This is a genomic window from Pseudomonas retamae, assembly GCF_043496865.1.
In the GTDB taxonomy this organism is placed as follows: Bacteria; Pseudomonadota; Gammaproteobacteria; order Pseudomonadales; family Pseudomonadaceae; genus Aquipseudomonas; species Aquipseudomonas retamae.
Window position 1 is genome coordinate 87,460 of record NZ_JBIEIL010000016.1, and the last position, 13,627, is coordinate 101,086.

Consider the following 13,627-nt stretch of genomic DNA (forward strand, 5'->3'; position numbering starts at 1 on the left):
TTAGCTTTCGAGTGCAACTTGAGTGCAGGAAAGGTGCTACCCGAGGGCAAACAGGGTGCAACAAACACCGGCGCAAGGCCGGTGCTGGGAAAGTCACTTGAGTGCAGCTAACTTAATTCAATTGATTTTAACTGTCCTTCCTCATCACACAAAATAACTACTGTGCCGTAGGGGCAATCCAGAGTTATTACTTTATTCTTATACTCTTCATCAGCATCCCTAGATGCCTTGCGAGTAGAACTGTCCAATCTAATTTCTACAAAATAACCCTCCCCATTAGCTTGATTTGGCAAGGCATCTTTATTGCCTTGCCCAGACAAGATTTTTTGAATTTCCTCAATATGAATTGAAGCCATAAGTCCTCCGCGAACTTAAGGTAACGGGACAAAATCGCCCTCACCTAATAAATTTTTAACTTGGTTAGGTCTAATTGGGCCAACGGAAATAATTTCATCTCGTCTCTTGGCACAGTAATTCGAATCAGCTTCCCTTCAACTTCTTGAATTACATTGATATGCCCTGTCCTTGCGTCCATAAACCGAGTGGCGCTGGGATTATTGGCAAGTATCTGCAATGTGTCGGCGTCAAGCTTTCCTGCAAGCTGACCCATTCGAGGGTCGTTGAGCTGGCCAAATACGCGATCCGCAATTGAGAATTTTTTTGCGGTACCAGCGATTTCGCCTGCGCCTTCCTTGACTATACCTTTTCCGCCTGCGGTCGTCTTGATTAGCGGACCCATTGTAGACGCTGCAGTCACGAGACCTTCAGCGGTAGCCATCGCCACTTCCCGGCTCATTCTGAACGTCTTAACCAGAGTGTCCGCGATTGCCGCGACGGAATGCCCTGCGGTGATACCCGCCAGCATATTCTGGAATCCAAAGTTCTCTGCAATCAACAGGTTGAAGAGTTGGACAGCTTCAGGGGATGCGGAAGCTGCCAAGTCTTTCAGTTGCTGCGCCTTCGCCTCGGCTTCAGCGACAAGTCTCGAAAGATTGTCACAGTTGGCGGGGTTCGCCGCACACTGAGCAACCGCCTGAATGTCTTGCTTCTGACTAAGGTCGTGATACTCCGCGTATTTCGTATTGGCACAGGCCGCGTCATTGCCACAAGCGGACAACTCGTGCGCAGCCCGCTCAAGGTCCGAGTGTGAAAGGTAATTGTATTGCGTCGCAGTCGCCGCGATGTTTGCTGCGATATTTGGGTCGGTGTCGGCAACTACGGCGGAGAGCACCGCGATCAGTTGTGACATTGCCAGGAGGTTAGCTTTGGCCTGATCGGCTCCCGGCATGTCCGGGTCGTAATTCTCCGGCAGTATCAAGTCTGCAAGATACTGAACCAGGTAAACGGGGACAGGCCACGTTTTCGGTTTACATTCTAAATGTGGTCTGTCCCCCTTTCTCCTTGGGGAGGAGAGGAAACGGGGTCATACCACGTTTCTGGAGTACTTTCTAAACGTGGTCTGTCCCCATTCGTTTTTTACCTAATAACTTTTAACTTGGTTAAATTTAATTGGACGAACGGAAATAATTTTCATTTTGTCTCTTGGCACAATAATTCGGATCAGCTTCCCTTCAACTTCTTGAATTACATTGATATGCCCTGTCCTTGCGTCCATAAACTGAGTAGCGCTGGGATTATTGGCATGTTTCTGCAAAGAATGGGAACGGGGATGGACCACGTTTTTGGAGTGTTTTCTAAACGTGGCCTGTCCCCATTTGTCCTCATCAGGCGCAGAGCCTGGAGTAGATTTGTGCGGATCCCTCAGGGTCTGTGCCATTTATCCCTTTTCGTACAAAGTTTACTGCTGAAAGGTCGCACCGTTATTTTTTAGCTGCGTCAGAAGCTCAATTAGGTCCGCACTATCTGACCTGGCGAGCAATACTGGGTCGTCGTATTCGTCCAAATTCTCCCGCAACCAGGATTCGCCAGCCCGAATGACATGAGCTTTCACCATAGCGCCGAATTCATCGCAAGAGACAATGACTTGCAATAATTCGGGACTGGAGCGAGCTAACCAATGCTCAATCAGCCTATTAGCGAATAGCAAAGCTTCACCTAGCCAGTTTAAATCAACATAGTCATCGATATGAATTGAATTGACGTAGCATTCATAGCCGGTGCGATCTTGAAGATAATCCAAACTAACTGCAATACTTGAGGACTTAAAAAAATTTAAAAATTCACAGCCATTACGCTGAAAGAAACCTTCCTCAGCAATTGAAGCCAAGTCATCGGAAAGCTTATCAGGCAGCCGCAGCATCGATAAGGCTGCTGTCATCGCCGCATTGCATTTCATGGTCGCTCTCCTAGATATTTTGTCATGCCTTTCTCTACGGCTTTCTTGAAATCAGGTCTTTCCAATAGCTTGTTAACGGACTTCGGAGCCCCCACAAAAGTATTGGAAATAGGATCATAAAGATATTTGGCGTTATCTACACCTTGATAGTGTAGTTGACCTGGCCTACCGCCGGGATCTGGGTTTTCCACATCAAGTCTTTCCTTCCCTACGCCTTTCCAAATCGTTTTGCTCCCCGCAATTTTTACGCCGTTTGCTCCCAGCATTCCGGTTTTCTTTGCGATGATAAGCGAAGCAAGATCTCGCGCAACTATTTTAACTGCTGGATTATTAATATCCAGCCCTACCGCCTCGATAAAACGTTCGATAGACGGCATAGCAACTTTGGCTGTCGGATCAGCGCTCGCATCAAGATTGAACTCATGGAACGAATTCATAATCTTCCTTAGATCCGCTGGAAGATCAACTTCGTAATCACCACGCATGAAACCCGTCGTTGCATTGTAAATATCACGCAATGCTATCTGGCAACCGCTTATATCGACATCACAGACCGCGTTTAGCACCTCCTGATTTGCCAGATGCGTTTCAAAATACTTAGCTGACACACCGTCACAACTGTTTGTTTTTTTACATGTCGCAAGCTCATTGGCAAGCGCCTGCATTTCGGTGTGATTCAGGTAGTTGAACTGTGTTGCATTTGCTGTGACGTCTGCAGCGACCGAGGGATCACCGTTGGTAAATGCTGCGGTTAACACGCCGACCAACTGTGAAGCGGACATTAAATTATTTACGCCATTCTTATACTCGAGACTATTAGTATCGACATTTTTTGGTAGTAAATTTTCTGCAAGGAAATCGACAAGCGCTTCGTTTGCGCCTGCGGCGATTGCACCAGTTCGAAAATCACCGCCGGATGCCTCAGCCATTAAACCGCCAAGGGCAGCGTGCATAACTATTTTGGAGATTTTTCCGTTTTCAAAGACGGTTATGTCTCCTATTTTATTTGCAGTGATCGCGCCGCCGATGCTAACTGCTGATCCTAACGCGGAAACCATCAGATTATCTTTGAGACTACCACCCATGATTGCTGTTTTAGCCAGCGCGTCTGCCAATGCCTTTGTAGCGACCGTTTCAGCGCTCGACAGATCGAACTTCAGTTCAGTTGGAACATAGCCTAACTTTGCCGCGATCCCGGCAGTGACACCGGCAAGTACATAACCTTTTAAACTTTCTGATGAAAAAACCTCCTTAAATGCTGTACCAATATTTCCCTTGTTGTTGATTGCGCTTACAGCAGCCGTACTCGCCATTGAAGTCAAAACAGCTGACGCAATGACATTTCCAAGGCCGGCAGCAGTTGTCGCCGTCGCCGCTGCCATCGTGCTACCCATAGCTGTCGCGGAAGTCGCGCCCATGGCCCCGCTTGCGGAAGCTACAGCTGTGCTTGCAGCGCCAGCTGTAATGACGCTAACAATAATAATTACCGCCAGCATCGCGGCCGGCCCCATGCCTGAATTGCTATATTTGAAGGAGTCGTGGGTTTCTTTAATCAAGCGCCAATCAACATCACCCCGCTTTTCCGCATCTTTGAGCCACGCCAACCCCGGGTCAGCGTTGACCATCGCATCAATAGTTTGGCTGATGCTTTTTTGGTTTATATCTTTTATATCGATATTCAAACCATTGACGGCATTGATGACCAAATTGCCGTTCGCTAGGATTTCGGTTTGACGCAGTATTTCGTCGGTCTTTCCCTCGCCTTTGGAAGAGCTCCAAGCCATACTGTTCTTGCTTTTTTCATGACTTTCTTGATGTAGGTCCTTTACGCCTTCAAAAGTAATTTTTCCACCACTGATCAAGCTAATGTCTTGGCCACTATCGAGACTGGCTGCTTGATAACGCTGGTCTCCCCCGCTTAATAGCGTTATCTTTCCACCCGTGGTGATCTCGGTACTGATATTACGCACATCGGTGACTTCATCTCTCTTGGTTTGACCACTACCGAAACGCCCCTTCTTTTTCTTATCGTAAAGAGAATAGTCGCTATCTTGAGCAGCTAATAATTCCAAGTTTCCGCCGGCAACCAGATAGGCTTCTTCACCTGCGGTAATGCGGCTTGAGACCAACGTGACGTCTTGCCCCCCGTTCAATGTGAAGTTCCCACCGGCGCTAATAGTCGAAGCGACTTGACTGACATGATCCTCTTGCTTGGTCACTTTTTTGCTTTTTGAATACGAGTGACTTTCATCGGCTGCTGACGTTATGACGATGTTTTCAGTAGCCGTCATGGAAACATCACGCTGTGCGCTTATTCCACTTGCGATTACCGCCAGGTCTCGCCCGCTTTTAAGCGTTAGATTACTTCCTGCTTCAATAGTCGCTCCAAGCTGCTTGATGATCTCATTTCTATTACGGCCAAGGATATCTGATTGTCGCTCTGCCACAGCGAGAATGTTGATGTCGCGTGTAGCATCAATGTACGTATCGCCCCCACTTTTAAGCGTACCCCCCGAATTTGTAAAATCACGGCCAGCAGAGACTGTCAGTTCGTTAGCAGCCTCAATTCTTGCGGCATTATCGGTAAAGTCGCGATGCTGATTTACATTGTCAATGCTCGTTAGAGTGCGTTCGTTAATGACGTCACCATCAACGCTAATCAAGCTTACGTCTCGACCGGTGATAATACCTCCAGACTTATTGACGATATTGTCGCCGGCCAATAGATCCAACCGCCCGCCAGCCTGAATCACTCCACTATTGATCAAGTCATTACCCGCAGTGGCGGACAGGTTGTTGGTAGCCTTGAGCGTACCAACGTTATCGAGATTCTCCCCAGCAATCAGCGTCACATCATTACCGGCAATCAGTGCCCCGGTCGGGCCGAGACGGCCATTGGCTTGCGCCAGATACACCACCGGCACCAGCACTTTTTCGCCGTTCACTTCGTGTTCTTCGAGCCAGACGATGTCGTGGGTCAGCGCGGCGACTTGCTGCGACGTCAGGCCGACGCCGACCGACAGGTTGAGCGCGTCCTTGCTGGCGATGGCGTTGTTCATCAAGTACTTGAACATGCCCTCGTTGGAGGTCTGGCCGTCGAGGAACGCCTGGCCGGTGCGCGCGGTGACGGCTTGCTGAATCAGGCGTTGCTCATACAGACCATCACCGAGGCGCTTGGCGCTCTGGTCGGGGTCGTAGCCAAGTTTTTCGAGCAGGTAATCGGAGCTCATGAACGACTTGAGGTCGGTGAGTGCCGGGTTGGTTTCGATCAGGTATTTGTGTGGGTTGGACGGTGCCTGGGTGTCGGGCAGGCCCGTCACGCGGGTGACCGGACGCGTGTCGATCGACTCCTTCATGTCGTTGTCACGGTCGTGCAGGCCCGGCCCGGCAGAATCCACCGGAACGTTGGTATCGATGCTGCTGGCGGCCGCTTTCGTTTGGCTCGGTTTGCGGTCGAAGGTGTCGACCATGCGCGTACTGTCGGAGACCGCAGCCGGCGCATCGATGAACAGATTGCGCGGTCCACCGCTGGTAGCAGCGACTGCGTGCTCCTGGATATCGACTTTCTCAGTGCTCACCGTCCAGGTCGGCGCTGGCCCGATGTTGCCGGCGACAGCGTCGCTGCTGCCCTGCCCGCTCAAACGGAACAAACCGTTCTCGCCGGTCGGCAAGGAAAACCCAGGCAGACTCAGCGGATTGACTTGCTGTTGAGCCAGGTCCGGTGGCAATTGACTGTTGATACGCACCACGGTGGTGTTGCTGTTGCTGACGCTGGTATCGGCGACTTTGTTGGTGCCGCCGGTGGCGCTGTAGTCCTGCTGGATAACGCTGTTTTCGATTTCTTTGGTGGCGTTGATCGAGACCTTGCCACCAGCCTGAATCACCGCGTTGCGTCCGGTGGTTGTGCCGGGCGCACCCGCGCCATCGACGCTCACTTCAACCGCGTCGCCTTTCTGGAACTGCGTCAGTTCGGTCGGTATGGCCATCAGGTTATTCGGGTCGTACAACGAGGGCGTCGACGTTTCGAAGCCGGCGCTGTAACCCGACATGGCCCGGCCATACTTGCGGCTACCTATGTTTTCGCCCGTCTCGGCGTCGACAATGACGATGCCGTTGCCCACGGTTTTGGCAATGGCTTTACGGATCAGGCCTTCCGGCGCAATCACGTAATACACAAACGGGAAATCAGGGTTGTTGCGCTGGTTGTACGGCATGATCACGTTGGCCATGAACTGCGCCGTGGTGCCCGTGCCCATTTCAAAGTTGTACTGACGGGTCACCTCGATGGTCCCGCTTTGGGTGCCGATGTTCTTCAGGCTGACCGCGGTGATGTCGATGCCGCCGCCCGCCGCTATCGTGCTTTTGCTGTTAAGGAACGTACCGCCGTGGAAGACGAAGTCCTTGCCGACGTTAAGGACGGCAGATGCGCTGTTATCGGTGTCGATGAACTGGTACGTCTCGCGAGTCGCAAGGAAGTTATTGAACGTGCCGCCGACGCAGTCACCGCAACTGGCCGCGATCAACCCCGAGATCAACTTGCGCTCAGCCGACGCCGTTGGCCCTTCGGTGCGGTTCTCGAACACATCGGCATCCAGCGTGAACCCGCCGCCGCTCTCCATCGCACCGGAAATGTTGTACACCCCCGCCGCTCGCGTGCCGCCGCTGTAGCCGGCGATCACCACGTTGCCCAGACCGTAGAAATCGCCGCTCTGGTTGGTCAGCGTGCCGACGCTGAGGGTCATGTCGTTGCCGCTGAAAATCAGGCCGCGGTCGTTCAGCAAGACCGGCGCCTTGACGATCAGGTTTTGCGCCGCACCAAGGGTGCCATGGTTGACGAGGCTGCCAGCGTTGACCGTCAGGTCTTCGCCGGACGTGATGCGACCAGCATTTAGCAGTTGCCCGTCAATCTGGATCGTCGACGTCGCACCTGCGGCAAAACTGCCGGCCGCGCCAAGGTTCATCGAAGCCGCAGACAGATAGGTGTCGCGCAGGCTGGTCAAGCGCCCGTTGCCGCCATAGTTGCCGGACAAGCGCATGTCGATCGATCCGTCACTGGCGATCAAGCCATCGTTGGTCCAGTTGCCACCCACGATCCGCAACGCATCCGAAGCCAGCAATTTACCGCTGGCGGTCTGGCTGAACTCGCGCACGTTGATGTTCAGGCGACCGGCCTGAATGACGTTGGAGTTGCTCCAGGTGTCGGCGTTGAGCTCCAGCAGGCCACCGGTGACGATGCTGCCGCCGGCGCCGATGACGTTGGCGGTGGAAATGTCGAACTTGCCGCGCCCAACGTGGTTGAGTTGCCCGCCGCCATTGAGGAAGCCGCCGAGGGCGAGGGTCATGTCGACGTTGGCGGTTTCCAGCACGCCGTTGCGGTTGTCGAGCAAGCCGCCGATCTGGAACAGGGTCTTGCCGGTGTTGCCCAGCGAACGCAGCCGGCCGTTCTGGTTGTCAACGCTGGCGGCCTTGACGGTCAGTTGAGTGGTGCTTTCGATGACGCCCGCGCCATTGCGCAGTGCGCCGCTGAGGCCGAAGTCGATGCGGTTGGCAGCGATCTGGCCACCGGCGTTTTCCAGGCTGGTGCCGGTAATGCTCAACAGGCCTTTGGAATAAAGCACGCCACTGCCGTTATCCAGCGCCGCCGTGGTGATACCCAGGTCTGCGGCTTGTGCGGAAATCCGCCCGCCGTTGTTGTTCAGCCCGGCCAGTGCCGACAGGGTCAGGCTCTGCGCCTGAACGATCCCGCCCTGACGATTGTTATTCAGATCAAACCCGTTGCGCAGCACGCCCACGGTGCGCGCTTCCAATGCGCCTTGGATGCTCGCCAAGGTGCCGCCACGGTTATCGATGTTTGCCGCTTTGACCAGGACATTGCCGTTCTGGGCGATGACCTTGCCGCTCTGGTTGTCGAAGTCGCCGCTGACGTCGAGGGTCAGTGCGGTTTCACTCTGAATCGAGCCCTTGCCGTTGCCCAGGCTGGCCGCCGTCAGTTGCACATCGGCGTTCTTGCTGTAGATCAGACCGTCGCCACTGTTGTTGACGACGCCAGTCGCGGAGAGCTGCAACTGATCATTGGCAGCGATCGTGCCCTTGTTGCTGTTGTCCAGCGAACCGGTGCGCGCCTCCAGGGTTTTCTGGCTGGCGATCTGGCCGTTCTGGTTGCGCAGATCGGTCACGCCCTTGATCAGCATCGGTCCTGCGGCGGCGAGTTTGCCGGCGGTGTTGTTCAGCTCGCCGCTCAGGTTGAGGGTGATCGCCGCATTGCTGGCGATCTGTCCGCCCTGGTTGTCGAGGCGCGAAGCAGTGGCGTTGAAGGCCTGCTCGGCATTGATTATCCCGCCGGCGTTGGTGAACGCCGTGCTGACGATATCCAGCGCCGCGCCACTGGAAATCAGGCCACCGAGGTCGTTGTTCAGCGCGCCGCCCAGCGTCAGGGTCTGCCCGGCTGCGCTACTGAGGTTGCCTTTGTCGCTGTTGTCGAGTGAGTTGGCCTTGATGTTCAGATCGCCCTGCGCGACCACGGCGCCGGCGTTGCCGTTGAGCAGTGCGTTTTTGAGATCGACCGATACATCGGCGAACTTGCTCGAGAGCGTACCGCCGTTGCGGTTGTCCAGGCTGTCGCCATTGACGGTGAGGCCTTGCCAGCCCGACAGCAGGCCTTTCTGGTTGATCAGAGTGGTGCCGCGCAACAGCAGTTTTTCGCCGCTGATGATTTTGCCCGACGTGTTGTTCACCGCTTGGGCGATGAGATCGAAACCGAGGTTGCTGGAGATTTCGCCGCTCTGGTTGTTCAGGTCACGCAGACGCTTGAGGGTCAGCGGACCTTTGGCGGTGAGCCAGCCGCTCTGGTTGTCGAGGTCACCGTTGGCCAGGTCGAGGGTGACGGCTTTATCGCCGAGCAGGCGGCCGCCGTTCTGGGTCAGCGAGGTCAGGTGCAGATCGATGTCGCCACTGGCGGAGACTTCGCCGCCATTGCTGGAGTCCAGATCGGTGGCGGTCAGCGTCAGCTGGCCCTGGCTGTTGATCAACCCGTCGTCGCGGTTGTTCAACTCGCCACTGCTGAGTTCAAGGGTTTGCGCAGCACTGATCAGCCCTTTGGCATCGTTGCGCAGCAGGCCGTCTACGCTCAGGTCGAGGTCGCCACGGCTGACCAGGCTGCCACCGCTGTTATTGAAGCTTGCGGCCTGCGCATCGATGGCTGCGGCGCCGATCATGCCTTGCACGTTGTTCAGGGCTGCGGCGATACGCAGGGTCAGGCTCTGATTGCTCAGCAGCTTGCCGTTGCTGTTGTCGAGACTTTGCGCGGCAAGCGTAAAGGCTTCAGCGCTGGAGATTGTGCCGCCCTGGTTGTTGACGCCGTTGAGCTGCGTCAGCAGCAGCGTCCCCGGTGCGTTGATCAGACCACCGACATTGTTCAACTGGCCGTGGTTCAGATCGAGGCTCAGGCTTGAGTTGCTGAACAGTTTGCCGCCGCGTTGATCGAAGCCGGTGACCGAAGCTGTCAGAGCATTCTGGCTGCCAATGCTGCCGTCATCGCCGTTGGTGACCTGGCCGGCCGTCAGGTTCAGCGTGTCGGCGCTACTGAGCCGACCGTTGCTGTTATCGAAGGCGCCCGTGCCGATGCTGACGGCGCCTTTAGCGCTGAGGGTGCCCTGCGAGCGGTTGTCGAGGCTGGCGCTGTTGAGCACCAGCGCACCATCGGTAACGATCTGGCCGCCCTGGTTGACGACGCTACCGTCACTGTTCACGGTGAGATCGCCGGCGCTGGACAGACTGCCGCCGGAGTTGGTCAGTTGCGCCGTTTTGACGGTAAGCGCCTGTTCGCTGCTGACCTTGCCCTGGCTGTTATCGAAAGCGCTGCTGAGGGTCAATTGCAGGCCGTGCTGACTGAGCAATGATCCGCCATTGACCAGCGTGCGTCCGCGTAGATCGAGCGATGTACCGGCGTCGATCAGGCCTTTGCTGCGGTTGATCACCTCGTCGACGATCAGGGTCAGCGCCTTGCCGGTAAAGATTTTGCCGCCCTCGCTGTTGTCGAGCTTTGTGCCGCTGATGTGCAGATCAGCGTTGGTGCTGATTTCGCCGCCACGGTTATCCAGCTCGCCGACCGTCAGGCTCATGTCCTGGCTTGAACCGAGCAGGCCGTTCTGCCGGTTGTCAAGTTGATCAGCGTCCACTTTGAGTACACCGGTGGCGAACAACTGACCTTTCTGGTTGTTGACGGTGCGCGCCCCGACATTCACGTCTGCTTTACCGGCAATGCTGCCTTCGCCGTTGACCAACTCATCGGCGTTAACCGTCAGTTGGCCGTCAGCAATGACTGTTCCGAGCTGGTTGTTCAGAGCGTTGTCGGCGGTCAAAAGCAACACGCCACGGCTACTGATCAAGCCTTGCCCGTTATCGAGGCTGGCGCTGTGGCTGTCCAGCGAGGCGCCGGAAATCACACCTTTTACGTTGTTCAACGCCGCCGCAATACGCAGGGCCAGGCCCTGTTGGCTGAGCAGTTTGCCGTTGCTGTTATCGAGACTTTGCGCGGCGAGCGCAAAGGCCTGTTGGCTGGAGATTTCGCCATTCTGGTTGTTCACGCCGTTGAGGTTTTTCAGCAGCAGCGTGCCCGGCGCGTTGATCAAGCCGTTCTGGTTGTTCAACTGGCCGTTGCGCAGGTCGAGGGTCAGATCAGACTTGCTGAACAGTTCACCGCCCTGCTGATCCAGCCCGGTCAGCGAAACGTCGAGGGCCTGTTGGCTGGCGATGCGTCCGCTGGCGTTGTTGACCTGCCCGGCCTTGAGCGTCAGTGCCGCACCGCTGGTGAGCTTGCCGCCATCGCTGTTGTCGAACGCGCCGGTTTCGACGCGGCTGATGCCCTGGCCGAAGATCACGCCTTTGTGGCTGTTATCCAGGCTGGCGCTGTTGAGGGTCAGCGCTGCGTCAGTGCTGATCGAACCGCCCGAGTTGAGCAAGGCGCCGCTGCTGGTCAGGCGCAGATTGCCGGCGCTGCCGAGGCTGCCGCTGCGGTTGTCGATACGCGCGGCGGTGACGCTCAGCGCGCCTTCGGTGCTGATGATGCCAGCGTTGATCAGCGCATCGTCGAGGGTGATCACCAAGCCATTGAGGCTGCTCAGCGTGCCGCCGCTGTTGCCCAGCGTCGTGCCAGTAACGGTCGCCGCGCCTTTGACGGCGGAGATCAAGCCCTTGTTCTGGTTGATCAGTCTGGCGACGCTCAGACCGAGATCGGTACCGGCAAGGATTCTGCCGCCATCACTATTGTCCAGGCGCAGGCCTTTGACGTTCAGCAACAGGCTGCTGGAGATCTCGCCGCTGCGGTTATCGATGTCGTCAACACTCAGTGTCAGCGCTTTGGTGGTGCCGACCAGACCGCCGTTACGGTTGTCGAGGGTTTTACCGCTGAGGTTCAGGTTGCCTTGGGCAACCAGTTCACCGCCCTGCTGTTGCAGCAGACCGATGGTCGCCAGCAGGTCGCCCTGACTGGAAATCCGCCCGGCCGCGTTTTGAATCTCGGCGGCCGTCAGATTGAAAGGCCCCGCTGCGCTGACCAGACCGCCGCTGTTGTCCAGTCGGGTGCCTGCGTATGTCAGGCCGGCCTTGGCGCTGATTACGCCTTTGTCACGGTTATCCAGTTGCGCGACATTCACGCTCAACTGCTGATCAGCCTGAATCACCCCGGCCCGGTTATCGGCCACATCGCTGCGCAACGCCAGCGTGCTTTTGCCGATGATTTTGCCGTCGCGGTTATCCAGCGTACCGGCCTGCACATCGATGGCGCCTTTGGCCGAGATATCGCCCTTGTTGCGGTTGTCGAGCGTGCTGCTGATGCGCGCGGTCAGGCTGCCATCGCTGACCAGCGCACCGCCCTGGCGGTTATCCAGACTCGCGGCTTTGACGAACACCGCAGCGCCCGAACCGAGCACGCCGTCACGGTTGTCCAGCGCACCGCGCAGATCGATCGACAGGCCCAGGTCACCGAGCACCTGGCCGCTGAAATTGTTCAGCGCCCCGCCTGTTACGGTGATGTTTTTCGCGCTGAGCATGCCGCTCTGGTTGTTCAGGGTTTGCGTGGCGTTGACGCTCAGGTTGCGGCTGGCGGCAAGGCTGTTGCCGGCGTTTTCAACGATCTGTGCGCTCAGGCTCAGATCGCCGTTGGCATTGCGGCTGCCGTCAGGATTGACGCCGGCCTCAATGGTGCCAGCGTTGGTCAACTGCCCGCCGGCGCTGAGGGTGATGCTGTCGCGTGCGGCGAAGGTCTGGCGATTGGTCAGGTTGCCTTGGGTTTGCACGTTCAGCGCGGTGCCGGCGTAGATCGGACTTTTTGCATCAAGGCTGGCGGCTTTGACGTTGACCGCGCCGGCGGCCGAGGTGTCGGCCAGGCTCAACTGGCCGTTGGCGTCGAGCTGGATATCGCCGCCGCTGGCAATCAGCTTGCCGTCAAGTTTCACCCCGACGCCAGCTTCAGTGCCGACCAGTTTGATCGCCCCGGCATACATCCCACCGAGTGCCGAGGAGTCGATCGCCAGCTGCGGTTTGGCGCTGCCGTCATCGGCGCGCGCGGTGGCATTCAGGCTGTCGGCATTGACGTCGTTACGACCGGCAACAATCGCCAGGTTCTGCGCCTGAATCTGCGCATTGATTTTCGCGCTGCGGGTGATGATTTCGAAGCGATCAACATTGGTCGCGTTAATGCCCGCACCTTCGATGGCCACCGAACCCTGATCGACTTGAAAGCGATCCAGCCGGCCGTTTTCCAGCACCGGTTTACCAGTGGTCAGCGTCACCCGTGGTGCGTTGATAAAACCGCAGCCATTGCAGGTAATGCCGTAAGGGTTGGCGACAATCACCCGCGCCGACTGCCCGGCCACTTCGGTGTAACCGCGCAATTGGCTCGGATTGCCGCTGATGACTTCGTTGAGAATCGCCTGCGCCGAACCGCTGTTCTTCAGGTTCGGGTTGCCAATGACGTGCCCGCCCAGTTGCGTGTTCGACGTTTGTGCAGAACCGTTGTTGAGGATGACGCCCTGCGCGCCGACGTTGTAATCGTGGAACTGGTTGTGCGACAGACCGCTGGCATTGGGCGTGGCGATGTTGACGATCGGCACACCGTTGCCGGCGCGATCCAGCGTGGTATTCGGGTTGGCGACGACGATGCCGTCAGCCTGCGCCCAGATCGGTTGCCAGAACATGACGTTCGCCAGCAGAAAGGCCAGGCCGCGCTTGGGCATGCCAAGGAACGTCTCCTGGTGGTTTACGGCTGCGCGGGGCTGATCGGCGAGCGAGTCGGGGTGACGAACGTCCATGTGGGCGATTCTCTAAAAGTCG

5 protein-coding genes are annotated in these 13,627 nt (G+C 56.5%); all 5 read right to left on the bottom strand.

Features of this window, described 5'->3' with window-relative positions:
• Window positions 1–107: 107 nt before the first annotated feature.
• Window positions 108–356 carry a hypothetical protein gene (locus ACGSLL_RS25445; RefSeq protein WP_394506948.1) on the bottom strand — a complete coding sequence of 83 codons (249 nt, stop codon included), beginning with the start codon at window positions 354–356 and terminating at the stop codon, window positions 108–110.
• Window positions 357–400: 44 nt separating this feature from the next.
• A complete protein-coding gene (locus tag ACGSLL_RS25450) occupies window positions 401–1,288 on the bottom strand; it encodes a hypothetical protein (RefSeq protein WP_394506947.1) in 888 nt (295 codons plus the stop codon).
• 192 nt (window positions 1,289–1,480) lie between these two features.
• Complete coding sequence (locus ACGSLL_RS25455) at window positions 1,481–1,777, bottom strand: hypothetical protein (RefSeq protein ID WP_394506946.1); 297 nt, start codon at window positions 1,775–1,777, stop codon at window positions 1,481–1,483.
• Window positions 1,778–1,798: 21 nt separating this feature from the next.
• Window positions 1,799–2,296 (bottom strand): hypothetical protein, encoded by a 498-nt coding sequence (locus ACGSLL_RS25460; protein WP_394506945.1) that lies wholly within the window; start codon window positions 2,294–2,296, stop codon window positions 1,799–1,801.
• Window positions 2,293–13,605, bottom strand: coding sequence for a two-partner secretion domain-containing protein (locus tag ACGSLL_RS25465; RefSeq protein WP_394506944.1), 11,313 nt, complete (start codon window positions 13,603–13,605; stop codon window positions 2,293–2,295). Before ACGSLL_RS25465 ends, ACGSLL_RS25460 begins: the two co-directional genes overlap by 4 nt.
• Between the last annotated feature and the right edge of the window lie 22 nt (window positions 13,606–13,627).